General features: G+C 62.9%; 18 protein-coding genes and 1 riboswitch. Of the genes, 11 read left to right on the top strand and 7 right to left on the bottom strand.

Annotation, left to right across the window (positions count from 1 at the left end; translation table 11 throughout):
- Nucleotides 1-272: 272 nt before the first annotated feature.
- Genes HNQ71_RS14210 through HNQ71_RS14200 form a run of 3 tightly spaced genes read left to right on the top strand, consistent with a single transcriptional unit; the run spans nt 273 to nt 2,936 of the window.
- Nucleotides 273-839: a sigma-70 family RNA polymerase sigma factor gene (locus HNQ71_RS14210; protein ID WP_184873151.1), complete on the top strand. Its 567-nt coding sequence runs from the start codon at nt 273-275 to the stop codon at nt 837-839.
- Complete coding sequence (locus tag HNQ71_RS14205) at nt 836-1,504, top strand: anti-sigma factor (protein ID WP_184873150.1); 669 nt, start codon at nt 836-838, stop codon at nt 1,502-1,504. The genes HNQ71_RS14210 and HNQ71_RS14205 overlap by 4 nt, the downstream gene beginning before the upstream one ends.
- Entirely contained in the window at nt 1,494-2,936 is a 1,443-nt protein-coding gene (locus HNQ71_RS14200; RefSeq protein ID WP_184873149.1) for a S8 family serine peptidase, read from the top strand. The genes HNQ71_RS14205 and HNQ71_RS14200 overlap by 11 nt, the downstream gene beginning before the upstream one ends.
- 13 nt (nt 2,937-2,949) lie before the next feature.
- Here HNQ71_RS14200 and HNQ71_RS14195 read toward each other — a convergent pair whose 3' ends face one another.
- Together HNQ71_RS14195 and HNQ71_RS14190 are read right to left on the bottom strand one after the other, a co-directional pair.
- Nucleotides 2,950-3,444 carry a hypothetical protein gene (locus HNQ71_RS14195; RefSeq protein ID WP_184873148.1) on the bottom strand — a complete coding sequence of 165 codons (495 nt, stop codon included), beginning with the start codon at nt 3,442-3,444 and terminating at the stop codon, nt 2,950-2,952.
- A 23-nt stretch (nt 3,445-3,467) separates the two neighbouring features.
- Nucleotides 3,468-4,286, bottom strand: coding sequence for a class I SAM-dependent methyltransferase (locus tag HNQ71_RS14190; RefSeq protein WP_184873147.1), 819 nt, complete (start codon nt 4,284-4,286; stop codon nt 3,468-3,470).
- A gap of 180 nt (nt 4,287-4,466) precedes the next feature.
- On the opposite strand from HNQ71_RS14190, the gene HNQ71_RS14185 reads away from it, so the two are divergent.
- Nucleotides 4,467-5,375, top strand: a complete 909-nt coding sequence (locus HNQ71_RS14185) for a LysR family transcriptional regulator (protein ID WP_184873146.1) — start codon at nt 4,467-4,469, stop codon at nt 5,373-5,375.
- A 39-nt stretch (nt 5,376-5,414) separates the two neighbouring features.
- On the opposite strand, the gene HNQ71_RS14180 is transcribed toward HNQ71_RS14185, so the two are convergent.
- Complete coding sequence (locus HNQ71_RS14180; RefSeq protein ID WP_184873145.1) at nt 5,415-6,437, bottom strand: substrate-binding domain-containing protein; 1,023 nt, start codon at nt 6,435-6,437, stop codon at nt 5,415-5,417.
- Between the two features lie 362 nt (nt 6,438-6,799).
- Between HNQ71_RS14180 and HNQ71_RS14175 the strand changes: the two genes are divergently transcribed.
- The 5 genes from HNQ71_RS14175 (at nt 6,800) to HNQ71_RS14155 (ending at nt 13,421) form a co-directional block, all read left to right on the top strand.
- Complete coding sequence (locus HNQ71_RS14175) at nt 6,800-8,155, top strand: ABC transporter substrate-binding protein (protein WP_184873144.1); 1,356 nt, start codon at nt 6,800-6,802, stop codon at nt 8,153-8,155.
- A 271-nt stretch (nt 8,156-8,426) separates the two neighbouring features.
- The gene (locus tag HNQ71_RS14170) at nt 8,427-9,440 is read left to right on the top strand and encodes a carbohydrate ABC transporter permease (RefSeq protein ID WP_095083068.1); all 1,014 of its coding nucleotides are present in this window, start codon (nt 8,427-8,429) and stop codon (nt 9,438-9,440) included.
- Between the two features lies 1 nt (nt 9,441).
- Nucleotides 9,442-10,596, top strand: coding sequence for a carbohydrate ABC transporter permease (locus HNQ71_RS14165; protein WP_184873143.1), 1,155 nt, complete (start codon nt 9,442-9,444; stop codon nt 10,594-10,596).
- 4 nt (nt 10,597-10,600) lie between these two features.
- Nucleotides 10,601-12,265 carry a beta-galactosidase BglA gene (bglA, locus tag HNQ71_RS14160; RefSeq protein ID WP_184873142.1) on the top strand — a complete coding sequence of 555 codons (1,665 nt, stop codon included), beginning with the start codon at nt 10,601-10,603 and terminating at the stop codon, nt 12,263-12,265.
- 43 nt (nt 12,266-12,308) lie between these two features.
- Nucleotides 12,309-13,421: an ABC transporter ATP-binding protein gene (locus HNQ71_RS14155; protein ID WP_184873141.1), complete on the top strand. Its 1,113-nt coding sequence runs from the start codon at nt 12,309-12,311 to the stop codon at nt 13,419-13,421.
- Nucleotides 13,422-13,496: 75 nt separating this feature from the next.
- Here HNQ71_RS14155 and HNQ71_RS14150 read toward each other — a convergent pair whose 3' ends face one another.
- Nucleotides 13,497-13,736 (bottom strand): DUF680 domain-containing protein, encoded by a 240-nt coding sequence (locus HNQ71_RS14150; RefSeq protein WP_184873140.1) that lies wholly within the window; start codon nt 13,734-13,736, stop codon nt 13,497-13,499.
- A gap of 68 nt (nt 13,737-13,804) precedes the next feature.
- A complete protein-coding gene (locus HNQ71_RS14145; RefSeq protein WP_184873139.1) occupies nt 13,805-14,005 on the bottom strand; it encodes a DUF680 domain-containing protein in 201 nt (66 codons plus the stop codon).
- A 509-nt stretch (nt 14,006-14,514) separates the two neighbouring features.
- Nucleotides 14,515-14,716, top strand: a riboswitch (cobalamin riboswitch).
- A gap of 114 nt (nt 14,717-14,830) precedes the next feature.
- On the opposite strand from HNQ71_RS14145, the gene HNQ71_RS14140 reads away from it, so the two are divergent.
- Both HNQ71_RS14140 and HNQ71_RS14135 read left to right on the top strand, forming a co-directional pair.
- Nucleotides 14,831-16,078, top strand: coding sequence for an aromatic ring-hydroxylating oxygenase subunit alpha (locus HNQ71_RS14140; protein ID WP_184873138.1), 1,248 nt, complete (start codon nt 14,831-14,833; stop codon nt 16,076-16,078).
- A 79-nt stretch (nt 16,079-16,157) separates the two neighbouring features.
- Entirely contained in the window at nt 16,158-17,258 is a 1,101-nt protein-coding gene (locus tag HNQ71_RS14135; protein ID WP_184873352.1) for an FAD-binding oxidoreductase, read from the top strand.
- Nucleotides 17,259-17,275: 17 nt separating this feature from the next.
- On the opposite strand, the gene HNQ71_RS14130 is transcribed toward HNQ71_RS14135, so the two are convergent.
- Nucleotides 17,276-17,680, bottom strand: coding sequence for a PIN domain-containing protein (locus HNQ71_RS14130; protein WP_184873137.1), 405 nt, complete (start codon nt 17,678-17,680; stop codon nt 17,276-17,278).
- Entirely contained in the window at nt 17,677-17,910 is a 234-nt protein-coding gene (locus tag HNQ71_RS14125; RefSeq protein ID WP_184873136.1) for an AbrB/MazE/SpoVT family DNA-binding domain-containing protein, read from the bottom strand. Before HNQ71_RS14125 ends, HNQ71_RS14130 begins: the two co-directional genes overlap by 4 nt.
- Nucleotides 17,911-17,997: the final 87 nt, after the last annotated feature.

Genomic DNA, 17,997 nt, shown 5'->3' with positions numbered 1-17,997 from the left:
GCCGGCGACGCACGCCAACATTGAAAATAAATAGCGAACGCCGGCGCCGCTGCTCATCCGCCTGCCGGCGTTCGTCGTTCAAAAAGCCAAGCAATTGGCTTTTCGTCCGTTACGCGGACCACGTCTCACCTCCCCGTACAGGAATGTGGAGAAGGGATAGTCTGGCAACCGCCCCGCTCTTCGGTTAGCCTCCGCGAATTCCTTGGCGGAGGATGAACCTTTTTGGACCGATCAGCGACAGAGCAGACAGGAGCCAGGCGGCTCGACCGGCCATGACGGCAGCGACGGAGACCGATCGCGCTCTTGTCGACCGGGTCGCGAAGGGCGACCGTGCCGCCGTGCGGCTCCTGTTCATGCGTCACCACGCGCGGATCTACCGCTTCGTGGCGCGCCAGACGGGATCGGATATGATGGCAGACGATATCGCGAACGAGGTGTTCCTCGAATTGTGGCGGCAGGCGCCAAGTTTCGAAGGACGCTCCGAGGTCTCGACATGGCTGCTCGGCATCGCCCGGTTCAAGGCGCTGTCTTCGCTGCGCAAGAAAAAGGAAGACTGGATCGACGACGAGGCTGCCGCCGCGGTGCCCGACAGCGCCGACACGCCGGAAGTCGTCACCATGAAGGAAGACAAGGCCGCCGCCTTGCGACGCTTCGTCGACGCCTTGCCGGAAGAGCACCGCACAGTGATCGACCTTGCCTATTATCATGGGCAGTCGGTGGGCGAGATCGGCGAGGTGCTCGGCATTCCGGTCGCTACCGTCAAGACCCGGATGTTCTACGCCCGCAAGAAACTCGGCGAGGCCCTCAAGGCCGCCGGTTACGACAGGGGGTGGCCATGAGCGCCGCTGAAAAAATGTCGCGCCGCGACGAAATGGAAACGCTGCTGCCGTTCTATCTGAACGGCTCGCTGGAAGGCTCGGACCTGGAAGCCGTCGAGGAATGGCTGGCCAGCGATCCCGCGGCGCTGGCCGCCCTTGGCGAGGCCGAAGCCGAATTCTCCGGCACCACGGCCGCCAACGAAGCGATCCGCCCGCCGGCCGATGCGCTGAGCCACTTCGCCAAAGCGCTCGACGCCGAGGCCGGGCCAGCGCCCGCGCCGGCAAGCGCGTCCTGGCTGGCGCAGGCCTGGGGCCGCTTCATGGCGGTGCCGGTCGGGGTTGCCTGGGCGGCGGCCGCGGTTCTGCTGGCGCTGATCATCGCGCAGTCGTTTGTTCAGCCCGGCGGCAAGGGCAAGGATTTCGAGATTGCCGGCGCGGAGGGTGATCTGGCGAAAATGCCGTTCGCCCTGGTCAAGTTCAAGCCGGATGCAAAGATGTCGGATATTTCGGGCTTTCTGGGCAGCAACGGGCTGAAGATCATCGGCGGACCGACCGCCGATGGCGTGTTCCGGCTTGGCATTCCCGCCGCCAACGCAGCCGACTACACCAAGCAGCTCGGCCTTATTGCCGCCCAGCCCTTCACCGAGACTGTGATCGAGGGAAGGAAACCGGTTGATGGCGGCTGAGGCGTCGGTCATTCGATTTGCGGCAATCCTGGCGGCGGCGATGACAATCGCCGCCGTGCCTGCATCGGCGCAGACCAACGCCCCCAATCCCGATCCGACGAAAATCGACTGCAGCGACGCGAGCAATGCGGCAAGCGCCGACTGCGCCAAGGATGGCCGCGATACAAAGGGCGGATCGGGCGCGGTGCAGCCGGGCGCTGTCTTCCTGCCAGCCCTGATCGTCGACCTGTTCCCCAATCCGGTTGCGCCCCCGGCACCGCTGCCGACGCCACGGCCGGACCCGGCGACGCCGCCTGCCAACAATCAAGCCGGCCCACCGCCTGGTGGCCCGATCGTCTCGCCGACCGATCTCATCGCCGTTCAGCCGCCGCGCGCGGTGGCCGGCGATTTCGTGCCCGACGAGGTGCTGGTGACGGTGGACGGCGATGCCGGCGCGGTGCAGCAGATCGCCGCTTCCTTCGGCCTCCAGGTGCGATCGCTGCGCCAGTCGCGGCTGCTTGGCACCACGCTGGTGCGGTTCGGCATTCCCGACGGCCGCCCCGTCGGCGTCGTGCTGGCGCAACTGGCCGCAGACGGCCGCACCCAGCGGCGCGAACCCAACCATGTCTATTCGCTACAGCAGGCCGCCAGCATCGTCAATTATGCCTTCGAGCGCATCGCGCTCGATTCCAAACAGGCGAGCGGCGAAAACGTCCGCATCGCGGTGATCGACACCGGCATCGACGACAGCAATCCGGCGCTCTCAGGCGTCATCGCCGGGCAGTTCGACGCCATGCCCGACGTGCCGATTGAAAAGCGCGATCACGGCACTTCGGTCGACGGGCTGATCGCCGGCGTCGGCGCGCTGGAGGGCATGGCGCCCGGCGCCAGGATCTACCACGCCCGCGCCTTCGAGGGCGGCAAGTCGACCATGGACGTCATCCTGTCGGCGCTCGACTGGGCGGCGAGCCAAGACGTGCGCATCATCAACATGAGCTTCGTCGGGCCGAAGAACGACCTGCTCGGCGTCGCCTGCCGCAATGCGCGGGCGCTCGGCATCGTGCTGGTCGCCGCCGCCGGCAACAACGGGCCGAAGGCGCCTTATGGCTACCCGGCCGCCTTCGACGGCGTCATCGCGGTGACCGCCACCGATGCCAAGGACGGGCTGATGCCGCAGGCCAATCGCGGCCCCTACGTCTTCATCTCGGCGCCTGGCGTCGAGATGGTGGCGCCGAGCGGCGCTGGCTCGGACGTGGTTACCGGCACCTCGTTTGCGGCAGCGATCGTCACCGGCGCCATTGCCAATCTCATCCATGCCGCGCCCGACCGCTCGGCCGACGGCATCGAGAAGGCGCTGGCGGCAACGGCCAGGGATCTCGGCCCTAAGGGGCGCGACAATGATTTCGGCTACGGCCTGCTCGACATCAAGGCGGCCGAGGCGGCGAAGGAGTAGTCCGCGACAGGGCTCAAGCTGCGGCTTGTCGAGGACGCACCATAAAATAGAACGCGGCGATGTGCGTGATCATCAGCAGCGGCACGTAGATGACCGGGATCGCATAGGTGGCGCCCAATTCCCCGGCGCGAGCGGGAAGGCCGATCTGGATGGCGAGGTAGTAGTCGAGGATGAGGTCGACCGTCCCGACAAGATTGAAGGCCACCACGAACACCCAGAAGAGCGGAGGTATCCTTATCGTGAGCAGCGCCAGCATGGCCAGCACCCCGGTTGCGAAGTCGCCGTAGGCGGCGAACACTGCGAAGCTGGCTGGCAGATCGGGGCTTACGACGCCCGGGACGAGGAAGACGAGCCCGAAGAAGCGGAAGCTGTGCAAGGTCGCAATGACGCGTTGCGCGGCGACGCGGTCCATCGACCTGAGCCACGGCAGACCGTAGGCCCCGAAGCAAAGCAGCCACGCGACATAGCCCAGAACGAGATGGGTTTGGAACAAGACTTCCGTGGTCATTTGGTCTCCACTCGACGATTGGTTCAGGCAGCCTCGAACACCGCGGTCAGGACGCCGAGCCGGCCCTCCATGAGATTTCGTCCCAGGTTGGCCGCAAGCTCCGCGAAGTCCGGCCCCATCACCACGCCAAGATTTGGCGAAGGCGGCGGTCCCGAAACGCGGAGTTGTGCGAACCACGCCTTGGCAACCTCGGTGTCGTCTTGCCATGTCAGTATGCGGAAGCCGGCTGGTTCGATCGCCTCGCGCGTCGCACCGATTGTCATCAGAAAGCTCGTCGCCGGCGTTCGCGCCCATGGGAGCGGATAGTGTGGCTCACCTACCGCCAACACGACGTCGAAAGTGGCAAACCTGCCGCCTGGCTTCAGCACGCGCCGAATCTCGCGATAGAGCTGCGCCCGGTCGGAGATGTTCATCGCCACATGCTGCAGCAGCACGATCTCGAAACGGCCATCATCGAACGGGAGCTCCAGTGCACTGGCGGTCTGGAACGATAGCTGCCCGCTCTGTCCCGTGCGGTCGGTCAGATAGCGCGCGGCATCCACGAAAGGCTCGCTGATATCCACGCCGGTGACCTGGCAACCGTAGGTCGCGGCCAGAAACCGCGCCGGCCCGCCGACGCCCGATCCGACGTCAAGTACCGACATGCCGGCGGCGACCCCCGCCAATTGGGCGAGCTCGGCGGTGGCGGCAAGCCCACGGGTGTGAAATTGGTCAAGGGCGCTCAATTGCTGGGTCGTGAGAAGCTGATCATCCGGACCAAGGGCGGCCAGTACCGTCTTCAGCCGCTCAGTCAGGCCGGTTGCGCGATAGTGGTCGCGCACCCCATCAAGTTCATCGGTCATTGCAAGATGTCTCCTTGAGCGGTTCACCCGTTTCACGGAAAAGCCGAACCGCTCTATCTCTTTGTTTCGCGCAATTCCGGACGGAAAACCGCTTCACACTTTCCTGGAATTTGCTCTGGCTTCAGCTGTTACCTAAGCCCGCTTCCATAATTCGACTATCCACTGTAATCACAACAACCCATGAAGCAGAACTACACAGTCCGACACGGTGCGCTGGAGGGCATCGAGGCGTTCCTGGCTGTCGCCAGGCACCGCAACTTCCGCCGTGCCGCCGCGGATCTCGGCGTGACGCCGTCCGCCGTGAGCCAGGCGGTGCGCGCGCTGGAAGCGCGTATGGGCACGGCGCTGTTCGTCCGCACGACGCGCAGCGTCGGCTTAACCGAGCCTGGCCAGCGCTTCCTCGACCGTGCAGGCCCTGCCTTCGAGGAGCTCGTTGCGGCCGGCGAGGCTGTGCGCGATGCCAGCCAGCGGCCGACCGGGCTGCTGCGCCTGTCCGTACCCCGCGCCGTCGTGCCGTTGATCCTGGAGCCGATGATCGCGTCGTTCTGCCGAGCCTATCCCGAGATCCAGCTGGAGATCGCCGCGAGCGACGAGATGGTCGATCTGGCGACCGGTGGGTTCGATGCCGGCATCCGCCTTGGCCAGTTCATCGCGACCGACATGGTGGCGGTACGGCTCACGCCGCCGTTCGCGTTCGTGGTCGTCGGCAGCCCTGACTATCTCGAGCGCCACGGCCGCCCCGAACGGGTCGACGACTTGCGCCATCATGCCTGCCTGCGCTTGCGCCGTTCGAACGGCGCCATCGCGCCCTGGTCCTTTGTCGACGGCAACGAGGCTATCGAGGCGATGGTCTCAGGCCCGTTGATCGCACACGACTATCCGACGCTGCTCGGTGCCGCCATGCAGGGCGTCGGGCTGGCGCAGACGCCTCGACCCGTTGCCGAACGCCCGATCGCCGAAGGAAAACTCATGTCGGTTCTGGACGGCGTTGCCGGCTCGACGCCGGGCGTCTTCCTCTATCATCCCGGCAAGCGCCAGGTGCTGCCTAAGCTGCGCGCCTTCATCGATCACCTCAAATCGGTGGCCTGAACAGCAGCCGACCAACCATCGTGCGGAGTTGTCAGGTCCCTAGGCCGGCGCGCCGGCGACCGATCCCCTGACCACCAGGTCGACCGGCCAGACCTCGCCGCGGGCGCCCTCTTCCAGCCCCGAGATCCGCGCCGCCAGCCGCTCGGCGACGCGCGCGCCGGCGAGACGGATCGACGAGCGCGTCGTCGACAGCGGCACGGAGAAATTCTCCGGCCTCAGCCAGGGGAAAACATCGTCATGGGCGATCAGCGATATGTCGCCTGGAATGGTCAGGCCGAGATCGCGCACCGCACGCACGACGCCCAGCGCCATGATCAGGCTGGAGCAGACAATCGCCGTCGGCGCGTCGCCCGCCTCCAGCAAGCGCCTGGTGGCGCGATAGCCGTTCTCTTCGGTCATGACCACCGAGCAGACATGGCGTTCGTCCAATGCCAGCGCGCTCGCCGCCAGCGCCCGGCGAACGCCGCGCTCGCGATGGATGGCAAAGGTTTCGCGGTCGTCGCCGTTGATCAGCGCCAGCCGCCGGTGGCCGAGCTGGATCAGCAAGCGCGACGCCTCGTGAAAGGCGCCCTCATTGTCGATGTCCGTGAACGGATAGTCGAAATCGAAACCTTCGCTGCGGCCATGGACGATGAACGGAATGCCGAGCGTGTTGACTAGCGCCACGCGGCGGTCGGCGGGTCTCGGCGAGGAAATGTAGACGGCGTCGACCTGCCGGTTGGCGACGATGCGCCGGTAGGTCGTTTCCTGGTCGTCGGCGTCGGCCGGCGACAGCACCAGGTCCAATTCATGCGAGCGGGCATAGTCGCCGAGGCCGGACAGGAACTCGACGAAGTGCGGATCGATGTCGACGGACGCACCGGTCGGCAGGACATAGCCGATCATGCCGGTCTTGCCGGTCGCCAGCCGGCGTGCGCTGGGGTTGGGACGATAGCCGTGGCGCTTGGCGGCGTCCATCACCCGCCGGCGCGTCTCCTCGTTGACCTCGGGATAGCCGTTCAAGGCACGACTTACCGTGGTCTGCGAAAGCGCCAGCATATGGGCGAGCTGTTTGAGGTTCACAGGAGGCCTCCGCGCCTCAAAGCGCTTTTAGTTCGATTGGATCCGAGCGCCACGCGGGACGCAGCGATATGAACACAAGCATAGGCGCGCTTTGGGCGAGTTTGAAACAATAATTACTGCTGCACCGCCATAAATACATGCTGCAGCGCACTTTTTTCGCGTCGCAAGCCCAAAATCAAATCGATTAGCCGGTCACCCTCTTGACTTCCGAGCGATTCAATGGCGAGATCAAAAAAGCCAAAGCGCTTTGGAAGACTCTTCGAAAGGTTGCGGTTCCTTTCCGAACGAGTCACAGTCCTGCGGCGTCGGCGGGCGGAATGGAGGTTCCGTCCGGTGTTTGTGACCCACTGGGAGGAATACCGATGAAGAAAATGCTTTTGCTGGGTGCTGCGTTTGTCACGCTCGCCCTGAACGCGCCCGCGCAGGCCGAACTGAAGTTCAAGCCGGGCGAGGATCCCCGCTTCAACTGGGCGAACTACGAAGAGCTCAAGAAAGTCGATCTCAAGGGTGAGACGCTGTCGATCTTCGGACCGTGGCGCGGTGAGGACGAAGGCCTGGTGCGCGGCGTTCTCGACTATTTCTCGGAAGCCACCGGCGTCGAGATCAAATACTCCTCCTCGGAGAATTACGAGCAGCAGATCGTCATCGACACGCAGGCCGGCAGCCCGCCCAACATCGCCGTGCTGCCGCAGCCTGGCCTGATCCAGGACCTGGCATCGAAGGGCCTGCTGACGCCACTGGGCGACGACACCGCCAAATGGGTCAAGGACAATTACGGCGCCGGCCAGTCATGGGTCGACCTCGGCACTTTCAAGGACAAGGACGGCAAGCCGGGCTTCTTCGCCTTCCCCTATAAGGCCGACGTGAAATCGCTGGTCTGGTACTCGCCGGATAATTTCGAGGAAGCCGGCTACAAGGTGCCGAAGACACAGGAAGAACTCGCCGATCTCGAGAAGAAGATCATCGCCGATGGCGGCAAACCGTGGTGCATCGGCCTCGGCTCCGGCGGCGCCACCGGCTGGCCGGCGACCGACTGGGTCGAAGACCTGATGCTGCGGACCCAGGCTCCGGACGTCTACGACAAATGGGTGAAGAACGAGATCCCGTTCAACGATCCCGCGGTGGTCAATGCCATCGACATCTTCGGCAAGATCGCGACCGACGACAAGATGGTCGACGGCGGCGCCAAGGCGGTTGCGGCGACCGATTTCCGCGACAGCCCGAAGGGCCTCTTCTCGGTTCCGCCGAAATGCTACCTGCACCATCAGGCGTCGTTTATCCCGACCTTCTTCCCGGAAGGCACCAAGGTCGGCCAGGACGCGGACTTCTTCTACTTCCCGCCCTATGCCTCCAAGCCTGAACTGGGCACGCCCGTGCTCGGCGCCGGTACGCTGGCGATGATCACCAAGGACTCAAAGGCCGCGCGCGCCTTCATCGAATTCCTGAAGATGCCGCTCGCTCACGAGATCTGGATGGCCGAGGGCGGTTTCGTGACGCCGTTCAAGGGGGTCAACAAGGCTGCCTATGCCAGCGACGCGCTGCGGAAGCAGGGCGAAATCCTCGCCAATGCCTCGACCTTCCGATTCGACGGTTCCGACCTGATGCCGGGCAAGATCGGCGCCGGCGCCTTCTGGACCGGCATGATCGACCTGGTCGGCGGCAAGTCCGCGCAGGATGTCGCCACCGACATCCAGAAGAGCTGGGACGCGATCAAGTAGCGGCTTGGCAAGTAGGCGGCCGGCAAGTAGCTGCCCGTCCGGCTCGGCGATCAAACGGCCGAGCCTGCCATCCTCGCACTGGATCCGGACCTGCCGGCCCGGATCCGACGGCGGTCAGTGCCGCAGCCTTTCGTCATGAGCGCATTGACATAAAGCGCGGTCGGCATGCGAGCAGGTTTCCGCCGCCGATGACGCTCCAAACAACTGAATCGGCGCCTGGTCCCGTCACCAAGGTCATTCCTTGTCGGATCATGCGCAGGGAGAGGGACCCATGGCGGCTCAGATTTTCTCGGCCATATTCGTCATCATCGTCGGGGTCGGCGGTTGCGTCGCCTATTTCTGGGGCGCCAACAAGCTGGTCGACCTGATTTTCCCGTCGCGCGGCGTCGCCGGCGCTGCTGCCATCGACAACCTGCGCCGGCAAGGGCTGGTCAGGCCGTGGCTGTTCGTCGGTCCGGCGATGATCATCCTGACCATCTACCTCATCTATCCGGTGGTCGAGACGCTGCGGCTGTCGTTCCTCGATCGCGGCGGCATAAACTTCGTCGGCCTCGCCAACTATGAATGGGCCTTCGGCGATCGCGAGTTCCGCAACTCGATCCTCAACAACATCGTCTGGCTGGCGGTGGTGCCGGCCGCGTGCACCTTCCTCGGGCTGATCATCGCCGTGCTCACCGACAAGATCTGGTGGGGCACCGTCGCCAAGAGCCTGATCTTCCTGCCTTTGGCGATCTCTTTCGTCGGCGCCAGCGTCATCTGGAAATTCATCTACGAGTACCGTGGCGAGGGCCAGACCCAGATCGGCCTGCTCAACGCCATCATCCAGCATTTCGGCGGCCAGCCGCAGGTCTGGATATCGCTGCCGTTCTGGAACAATTTCTTCCTGATGGTGATCCTGATCTGGATCCAGACCGGCTTTGCCATGGTCATCCTGTCCTCCGCCTTGCGCGGCATACCGGAAGAAACTCTGGAAGCCGCCGTCATCGACGGCGCCAATCCGTTCCAGATCTTCTGGAAGATCATGGTGCCGCAGATCTGGGGCACCATCGCCGTTGTCTGGACGACGATCACCATCCTGGTGCTCAAAGTGTTCGACATCGTGCTGACCATGACCAACGGCCAGTGGAACAGCCAGGTGCTGGCCAATCTGATGTTCGACTGGATGTTCCGTGGCGGCGGCGATTTCGGCCGCGGCGCCACCATCGCCATCATCATCATGATCGCGGTCATTCCGATCATGGTCTGGAACATCCGCCAGGCGAACAAAGAGACGGGAGGACACTGAGATGGCCGTTGCGACCGGAAATTCCTTCGCCAGCCGCTTCGGCGTCCATATTGCCGTCCTCATCTTCGTCGCCATCTGGACCATACCGACGCTCGGCATCCTGGTCTCGTCGCTGCGCGACAAGGACCAGATCATCGCCTCGGGCTGGTGGAATTCGTTCTCCAGTTCCACCCAGACGGAAGCCGGCCGCCTGCCGGCTGCCTCGATGCAGGTCGAAAAGGACGGCAAGTTCGTCCTTCAGGGCAACATCTTCGGCAACAGCGCTGTCCGCAACATCAGCGCTTTCGGCGTCAAGTCGGCAGCACCAACGCAATACCCCGCCGGCACATCGGCCGATCTCGGCGACGGCGTCACCCTGCAGCTCAATGCTGACGGCAGTTTCATTATGCAGTCGCCCAAGGCCTTCGAAGGCGATCGCGGCCAGCGCATCTATTATGCCTCGTCGGCGCCGCCGAAATTCACCACCGACAACTACAAGACCGTGCTGTTTTCGGAAGGCATCGGACGGTCGTTCATGAACTCGCTGACCGTCACGATACCGGCGACCGTCATCCCGATCCTGATCGCCGCCTTTGCCGCCTATGCCCTGGCCTGGATGCGCTTTCCCGGCCGGGCGCTGCTGATCGCGGTCATCATCGGCCTGCTGGTGGTGCCGCTGCAGATGTCGCTGATCCCGCTGTTGAAGCTCTATAACGGCGTCGGCGCTTTCTTCGGCATGCCGTCGAAAACCTATCTCGGCATCTGGCTGGCGCATACCGGCTTCGGCCTGCCCTTCGCCATCTACCTGCTGCGCAGCTACATTGCCGGCCTGCCACGCGAAATCATGGAATCGGCGCGCATCGACGGCGCCAGCGATTTCGAGATCTTCGTGAAGATCGTGCTGCCGCTGTCGTTCCCGGTACTGGCCTCGTTTGCCATCTTCCAATTCCTGTGGGTATGGAACGATCTGCTGGTTGCGATGGTTTTCCTGGGTACGGAGGCAGACCAGATCGTGCTGACCGCCAAGCTCAATGCGCTGCTTGGCTCACGCGGCGGCGATTGGGAGATCCTGACGACATCGGCTTTCGTGACCATCATCGTGCCGCTGATCGTGTTCTTCTCGCTGCAGCGCTATTTTGTCCGCGGGCTGCTTGCCGGCTCGGTGAAAGGAGGCTGAGACCATGCAATCCGCTTTGAAGGCCAGTTCGAAGCCTGACCTCGCCGTCGATCGCGACTGGTGGCGAGGTGCGGTGATCTACCAGATCTATCCGCGCAGCTACCAGGACTCGAACGGCGACGGCATCGGCGACCTGAAGGGCATCATCGGCCGGCTCCCCTACATCGCGGCACTCGGTGCGGATGCCATCTGGATCTCGCCGTTCTTCAAATCGCCGATGAAGGATTTCGGTTACGACGTCACCGATTACTGCGATGTCGATCCGATGTTCGGCACGCTGGCCGACTTCGACGCGCTGACCGCCGAGGCACACAGGCTGGGCTTGAAGGTGATGATCGACGAGGTGCTGTCGCACACTGCCGACAACCACCCATGGTTCAAGGAAAGCCGCTCGAGCCGCACCAACCCGAAGGCAGACTGGTATGTCTGGGCGGACGCCAGGCCGGACGGCACGCCGCCCAACAACTGGCTGTCGATCTTCGGCGGCTCGGCCTGGCAATGGGACACCAGCCGTCAGCAATATTACCTGCACAACTTCCTGGCCGAGCAGCCCGATCTCAACTTCCACAACCATGAGGTCCAGGACGCGCTGCTCGACGTCACCCGCTTTTGGCTGGAGCGCGGCGTCGACGGCTTCCGCCTCGACACCATCAATTTCTACTTCCACAGCCAGGGCCTGGAAAACAATCCGCCGCTGCCGCCCGAGCAGCGCAACGACCAGACCGCACCCGCGGTCAATCCCTACAACTACCAGGACCATCTCTACGACAAGAGCCGCCCGGAAAACCTCGGCTTCCTCGAACGCTTCCGCGCCTTGCTCGATGAATATCCGGCTACCGCCGCGGTCGGCGAAGTCGGCGATTCGCAGCGCGGGCTGGAGGTGGTGGCCGCTTATACCGCCGGCGGCAAGCGCGTGCACATGTGCTACTCGTTCGACTTCCTGGCGCCGGAAAAGATCAGCGCCGCCAAGGTCCGCTCGGTGCTGGAATCGTTCGGCAAGGTCGCCAGCGACGGCTGGTCGTGCTGGGCCTTTTCCAACCATGACGTGATGCGCCCTGCCTCGCGCTGGGCGGCAGGCGAAGCCGACCCGACCGCCTATCTCAAGGTCATCTCGGCGCTGCTGATGTCGCTGCGTGGCTCGGTCTGCATCTACCAGGGCGAGGAGCTTGGGCTCGGTGAGGCCGACCTCCGCTTCGAAGATTTGCAGGACCCCTACGGCATCCGCTTCTGGCCGGAATTCAAGGGCCGCGACGGTTGCCGCACGCCGATGGTGTGGGACGGCAGCGCCAGGAATGGCGGCTTCTCCTCGGCCAAGCCGTGGCTGCCGGTGCCGGCCAAGCATCTGTCGCAAGCGGTCAATGTCCAGCAGGGCGACGAGAACTCGCTGCTCGAGCACTACCGGCGCTTTCTCACCTTCCGCCGCGCCCATCCGGCGCTGGCCAAGGGCGACATCACATTCATCGAAAGTGAGGGCGATACCGTCGCCTTCACACGCCGCGCAGGCAATGAGCAGGTCGTCTGCGTCTTCAATCTGGGAGCCAGGCCAACCAAGGTTGACCTTGGCAACCGATCGCTGCACCCTTTGCCCGGACACGGATTTTCGGGGCAGGCGAGCACTGGTTCCATACAGCTCGGCGGCTACGGCGCCTGGTTCGGGCGCATCGACTGAATTTCAAATCACTCTTGAATTTCAAATCACTGGGAGGAAACCAATGGCCGATGTCACGCTAAGACAAGTGAAGAAGTCCTACGGCAATCTGAACATTCTCCACGGCATCGACCTCGATATCAAATCGGGCGAGTTCATCGTCTTTGTCGGCCCGTCGGGCTGCGGCAAGTCGACATTGCTGAGGTCGATCGCAGGGCTGGAGGAAATCACCTCCGGCGAACTCAAGATCGCCGGCGAGGTCGTCAACGACGTGCCGCCGTCGAAGCGGGGCATCGCCATGGTGTTCCAGTCCTACGCGCTCTATCCGCACATGACCGTCTACGACAACATGGCGTTCTCGATGAAGATCGGCAAGGAGAACAAGGCCGAGATCGACCGCCGCGTGAAGCAGGCCGCGGAAATCCTGCAGCTGACCAAATATCTCGATCGCCTGCCCAAGGCGATGTCGGGCGGCCAGCGTCAGCGCGTCGCCATCGGCCGCGCCATCGTGCGCAATCCGAAAGTGTTCCTGTTCGACGAGCCACTGTCGAACCTTGACGCGGCGCTGCGCGTCGCCACCCGCATCGAGATCGCCAAACTCAAGGAATCGATGCCCAACACCACCATGATCTACGTCACCCACGACCAGGTCGAGGCGATGACGCTGGCCGATCGCATCGTGGTGCTCAAGGAAGGCCATATTGAGCAGGTCGGTACGCCGATGGACCTCTACAAGAAGCCCGGCAACCTGTTCGTCGCCCAGTTCATCGGCTCGCCGGCCATGAACATCCTGCCGGCGACCATCGACAAGACCGGCAACCCGACCGTCGTCAGCCATGTCGGTGGCCGCAAGGCAAGCGTGCCGATCGCAACGCCGGCTTCGGCAAAGGGTGCCGCGGTGAGTTTCGGCGTGCGGCCTGAAGATCTGATCATCGCCAGCGGCACGGAGTATCTGTTCGAAGGGACGGTCGACTATGTCGAACAGCTCGGCGAGGTCCAGCTTGTCTATGTCGACATCGGCCGCGCCGATCTGCCGCTGGTGACCAAGCTGCCTGGCAATGTCGAGGTCAAGCGCGGTGCGACGCTGCGGCTGAGCGCGGACGCCAACGACCTTCACATCTTCGACGCGGACGGGCACTCCTTCTCGCTCCGTCAGCCGGAAGTAAAGGCGGCTTGAGACAGAACCAAGTCTCGAAACAAAAAGAGCGGCGGGCCAAACCCGCCGCTCTTTTTTGGAAATCAACTTCGGCTGTTAGTGATTGCCGAAGAGGTCGCGGTCGGCGCTCTGAGGAGCGGGCTTCTCTACGTCACCCGACGGATTGAGCAGCTTACCAACGAAACCACCGCTGTTGCGGATCGAGCCCGTTTGCGAGTTGTCAACCGAACCCACCGCAGGCTGGTTGGCACCATTCGAACCGTAGTTGTCGCTGGCGGCGAAAGCGCTGCCGGAGATCGCCAGGACGGCGGCGGCAGCAAGCATGATCTTCTTCATTTCAAATCTCCTGAATTCTGGATTTCGCCACGGCGGCGGGAGAGCCCGCCGCCCCTGGGAATCGGCTGTTAGTTGTTGCCGAAGAGGTTACGGTTGCTACCCTGGGCAGGCGTCTGAGCAGCCGGCTCCGACTTCTTGGTCGAAGCGGTGTACGAGCTGTCGACAGCAGCGGTGGCTGCCGAGTCATTCGAACCATAGTGGTCGCTATTCGCGAAGGCGCTGCCGGAAATGGCCAAAAGGGCGGCGGCAGTGAGAATGATCTTTTTCATTTTTTGGTACTCCAGTATTTCTTATTTTTGCCGTCCGTCTAGCGGCGTGTCTTGGGAAGAAATCGCGTCGTTCGGACAGCCCCGATGTGGGAAAGCCATCCAGCCATTTCCAATCACGAAGTTGTTCAGCGTGGACCAAGAATCCACCACTTGAAATTGTGCCAGGGGTTTCCACCCTCACTTTTTTTCCAAGTTATATCAAATAGTTGCCTGAAATTGGCAGCCCGATCACCAACTGTGTCGGAGGCCCAGCGTTCACACCTCCTGCACGCACCGTCAACAGAAACGAACCGTTCGGTTCGATTTTAGCGGCGGCTAATAGTCACTTTTCGATACTGTTAACCTTTTTGCTTCCCGACAAGGGGCCGATTCGGCGATATTGCAGCCGGCTATGCTTGCCCAAGGGACGGGCTTCCGCTCCGTGATCGCCAACGGGAACGTTTCGCAAGCGTGTCGCGCCGCATGGATACGATGTCGTTTTCATGCCGATGGCGCGCCCGCGATCGTGATTAGATCATGCCATCTCAGGTGCCGCTTCGTGACGACGAGGCGGAGAATTGGGAAGCCGGTCAGAATCCGGCGCTGCCCCCGCAACGGTGGTGGAGTTCAAGTCGCAACGGGAGACCACTGGGCGTCAGCCTGGGAAGGTGTCGCGATGGTCCGCAAGGACAACTCCAGAGCCCGGAAACCAGCCCGAGATGTCTAGACTCGACTGATCGCGGTGGGCGGTCAAGAGGCGGATAGTGCATGTCCGGCGCATCGCCGGCCTGCGTCCAATCCTTCCTCCGTCACCACCAGTTCAGTCCTTAGAAACGAGGACAGGACATGGATGCTCGCAACGACATGCTGAGGCTCTTGAGTGGTCGCCGGCAAGGCTTTTCGCTGGAACAGCCCTTCTACACCGATCCAGACTATTTCAAGCTCGACATGGAGCTGATCTGGTATCGCGACTGGCTGTTCATCGGTCATGATTGCGAGCTGCCGAAGCCGGGCAGCTACATCACGGCGCAGATTGGCGACTATCCGGTCGTGCTTGTCCGCGACCAGAAGGGCAATATCAACGCCTTCCACAATTCCTGCCGCCATCGCGGCAGCCGCGTCTGCAATTCCGACAAGGGCACGGCGGCAAAGCTAGTCTGCCCCTATCACCAATGGACCTATGAGCTGGACGGAAGGCTCTTGTTTGCCAGGCAGATGGCCGACGGTTTCGACAAGAGCCAGTTCGGCCTGAAGCCCGTCGCCTGTGAAAGCGTCGGCGGCTACATTTTCATCTGCCTGGCCAAGGAGCCCGCGGATTTCGCACCGATGCGCGCGATGATCGAGCCCTACCTTTTGCCGCACCGGCTGCGCGAGGCCAAGGTGGCGTTCGAGTCGACCATTGTCGAGAAGGGCAACTGGAAGCTGGTCTGGGAAAACAACCGCGAGTGCTATCATTGCGCCGGCAATCATCCGGAGCTCTGCAAGACATTTCCGGAGGCACCCACGGTGACCGGCGTGCAAGGCGCCGACAGTGACCCGGAAATGCTTGAGCACTGGGCGAAATGCGAAGCAGCCGGCCTGCCGAGCAAATTCCGCATCGACCCAGCCGGACAGTACCGCGCCACCCGCGCGCCGCTGCTGCGCGATGCCGTCAGCTACACGATGACGGGAAAGCGTGCGGTCAAGAAGAACCTGTCCGACAGTGTTTCGACCGACCGAATCGGTTCCTTGCTGCTCTATCACTATCCGACGACCTGGAACCACATCCTGGGCGACCACGCCGTCACTTTCCGGGTGCTGCCGATCAGCGCCACGGAGACGGCGGTAACGACCAAATGGCTGGTCCACAAGGATGCGGTCGAGGGTGTCGACTACGATCTCGAAGAACTCACCCATGTCTGGACCGAGACCAACGATCAGGACCGACGCATCGTCGAGGAAAACGCCTTCGGCATCCTGTCGCCCGCCTACGAGCCCGGCCCTTATTCGGAGCTGCATGAGGGCGGCGTCATCCAGTTCGTCGAATGGTACGCATCGTTCATCGGCCCGCGCCTTGCCGAAGGCGGCCGGCCGGCGCTGCGCAGCGTTGCCTAGTGCATGTCGCCCAAAAGTGCGCAGCGGTTTGGGAACTCGACATGCACAGGGCTAGAGTGAGGACAAGAGGATGAATGCGATGACGGATCTCGGCCTCTATCGCCATCTCGACCAGATGACGCCCTGGAACGACAGGCTCCAGGTGCTGGAAGTGATCGGCGTCAGCGACGAAGCGCCTGATGTGAAAACCTTCACCTTCCGCTCCGACAACCAGACCTGGTTCCGCTACAAGCCCGGTCAGTTCGTGACGCTGGAACTGCCAACCGCCGACGGGCCGCTGATGCGCACCTATACGCTGTCGTCTTCGCCATCGCGGCCGTTCTCGATCGCGGTGACGATCAAGGCTCAAGCGGGCAGCATCGGCACACGCTGGATGTTCGACCATCTGACGCCGGGCTCGCACGTCAAGGCCTATGGGCCGACCGGCGACTTTTCGCTGCACAGCCACCCGGCGGCCAAGTACCTGTTCATTTCAGCCGGTTCCGGCGTGACCCCGATGATGTCGATGCTGCGCTGGCTGAACGACTGCGCGCCATGGACCGATGTCGGCTTCGTCAACTGCGCGCGGCGCCCGGAAGAGATCATTTTCCGCAAGGAGCTCGAATTGCTCGGCAGCCGCATGCCGGGCCTGTCGCTCGGCTTCATGATCGAGGAGCGGTCCAGCCGCGAGGGCTGGTTCGGCCATATGGGCCGCATCGACGCGATCCGGCTGCCACTGTTGGCGCCCGATTTCCGCGAGCGCGAAATCTTCTGCTGCGGCCCCGATCCCTTCATGCGCGCCGTGCGCGGCATGCTGGACGCCGCCGGCTTCGACATGACGAAATACCATCAGGAAAGCTTTGCAGCGCCAGCTGTGGAGGAGATCCCGGCACCATTCACCTCGCCGGCGGAAGACGGCGCCGCCATTGTCGTCGAAGTCGCGACGACGATCCGGTTTTCGCTTTCGGATGTCGAGGCCGAATGCGTCGCCGGCCAGACCGTGCTGCAGACGGCCCGCGCCTCGGGCGTGCGGATTCCCGCCGCCTGCGAGTTCGGCCTCTGCGGAACCTGCAAGGTGAAGAAGGTCGCCGGCGATGTCGAGATGAGCCACAATGGGGGCATCCTCGATCACGAAATCGACGACGGCTTCATCCTCGCCTGCTGCTCGAAGCCGCTTTCGGCGCTCGAAATCGAGGCGTGACCGGCGGGCGATGCCATTCAGGAATTCGGAGTGATCAGGTTCAAAGTCGGAAAATAGGTCCGGTATCGGCCGACATCGCGGGTCAGGAGCGGAAGCCGACCGACAGCGGCATGGGCGCCGATGAAGAAGTCGGGCAATACGCCGGTCCTGGACCCTCCTGACCGGCGGTATTGCGTAGATACCTTTCCAGCAAGGAAAAGGGCGGCTCTTGGCATCGGTGCCATTTCGAGCCCGGCCGCATCAAGAAACGCCTCGAGGTCCTCGATGCTGATGTAGCGAACAGCAAGTTCGGCGTAGACCGCATCATTGATCAGCAACGGCCCATTGAGGCTCGCTGCCTCAAGCTGCGCAACCGACCAGTCCGCCCAGTTCGGATCGTCCGTGACAAGGTCGAGCAGAACGTTGGTGTCGACGAACGTCACGCTTCGCCACGCGTCAGCGCCATGATCGCTTCGGTCGTGAGCCCCTCGCCGGCATGGCCGCGCAACTTGGCAAAGCGGCTCCCAGGCTGTCTTTTGTCAACACGAGCCAGCACCACGCTGCCATCCGCGGCGCGTCGAAAATCGACCTTGCTTCCCGGCACGATCCCCAGGAGATCGCGAACCGGTTTCGGAATGGTCACTTGTCCCTTTGCCGTAACGGTGGTGGCCATCTTGATCCCTCAGTAATACCACATTCAGACAAGGTATTACCTTGCGGGTTGAATTTCAATGATTGAACCGCCGAGCTCAAAGGGCCA

This window comes from Mesorhizobium sangaii, from assembly GCF_014207355.1.
In the GTDB taxonomy this organism is placed as follows: Bacteria; Pseudomonadota; Alphaproteobacteria; order Rhizobiales; family Rhizobiaceae; genus Mesorhizobium; species Mesorhizobium sangaii.
Note: the sequence above shows the minus strand (reverse complement) of the source record. Positions and strands in the feature narration are given on the sequence as shown.

Bases quoted from the DNA above. Each gene is read 5' to 3' on its own strand.
- HNQ71_RS14210 (WP_184873151.1), top strand. From the start codon at position 273: ATGACGGCAGCGACGGAGACCGATCGCGCTCTTGTCGACCGGGTCGCG.
- HNQ71_RS14205 (WP_184873150.1), top strand. From the start codon at position 836: ATGAGCGCCGCTGAAAAAATGTCGCGCCGCGACGAAATGGAAACGCTG.
- HNQ71_RS14200 (WP_184873149.1), top strand. From the start codon at position 1,494: ATGGCGGCTGAGGCGTCGGTCATTCGATTTGCGGCAATCCTGGCGGCG.
- HNQ71_RS14195 (WP_184873148.1), bottom strand. From the start codon at position 3,444: ATGACCACGGAAGTCTTGTTCCAAACCCATCTCGTTCTGGGCTATGTC.
- HNQ71_RS14190 (WP_184873147.1), bottom strand. From the start codon at position 4,286: ATGACCGATGAACTTGATGGGGTGCGCGACCACTATCGCGCAACCGGC.
- HNQ71_RS14185 (WP_184873146.1), top strand. From the start codon at position 4,467: ATGAAGCAGAACTACACAGTCCGACACGGTGCGCTGGAGGGCATCGAG.
- HNQ71_RS14175 (WP_184873144.1), top strand. From the start codon at position 6,800: ATGAAGAAAATGCTTTTGCTGGGTGCTGCGTTTGTCACGCTCGCCCTG.
- HNQ71_RS14170 (WP_095083068.1), top strand. From the start codon at position 8,427: ATGGCGGCTCAGATTTTCTCGGCCATATTCGTCATCATCGTCGGGGTC.
- HNQ71_RS14165 (WP_184873143.1), top strand. From the start codon at position 9,442: ATGGCCGTTGCGACCGGAAATTCCTTCGCCAGCCGCTTCGGCGTCCAT.
- bglA (WP_184873142.1), top strand. From the start codon at position 10,601: ATGCAATCCGCTTTGAAGGCCAGTTCGAAGCCTGACCTCGCCGTCGAT.
- HNQ71_RS14155 (WP_184873141.1), top strand. From the start codon at position 12,309: ATGGCCGATGTCACGCTAAGACAAGTGAAGAAGTCCTACGGCAATCTG.
- HNQ71_RS14150 (WP_184873140.1), bottom strand. From the start codon at position 13,736: ATGAAGAAGATCATGCTTGCTGCCGCCGCCGTCCTGGCGATCTCCGGC.
- HNQ71_RS14145 (WP_184873139.1), bottom strand. From the start codon at position 14,005: ATGAAAAAGATCATTCTCACTGCCGCCGCCCTTTTGGCCATTTCCGGC.
- HNQ71_RS14140 (WP_184873138.1), top strand. From the start codon at position 14,831: ATGGATGCTCGCAACGACATGCTGAGGCTCTTGAGTGGTCGCCGGCAA.
- HNQ71_RS14135 (WP_184873352.1), top strand. From the start codon at position 16,158: ATGACGGATCTCGGCCTCTATCGCCATCTCGACCAGATGACGCCCTGG.
- HNQ71_RS14125 (WP_184873136.1), bottom strand. From the start codon at position 17,910: ATGGCCACCACCGTTACGGCAAAGGGACAAGTGACCATTCCGAAACCG.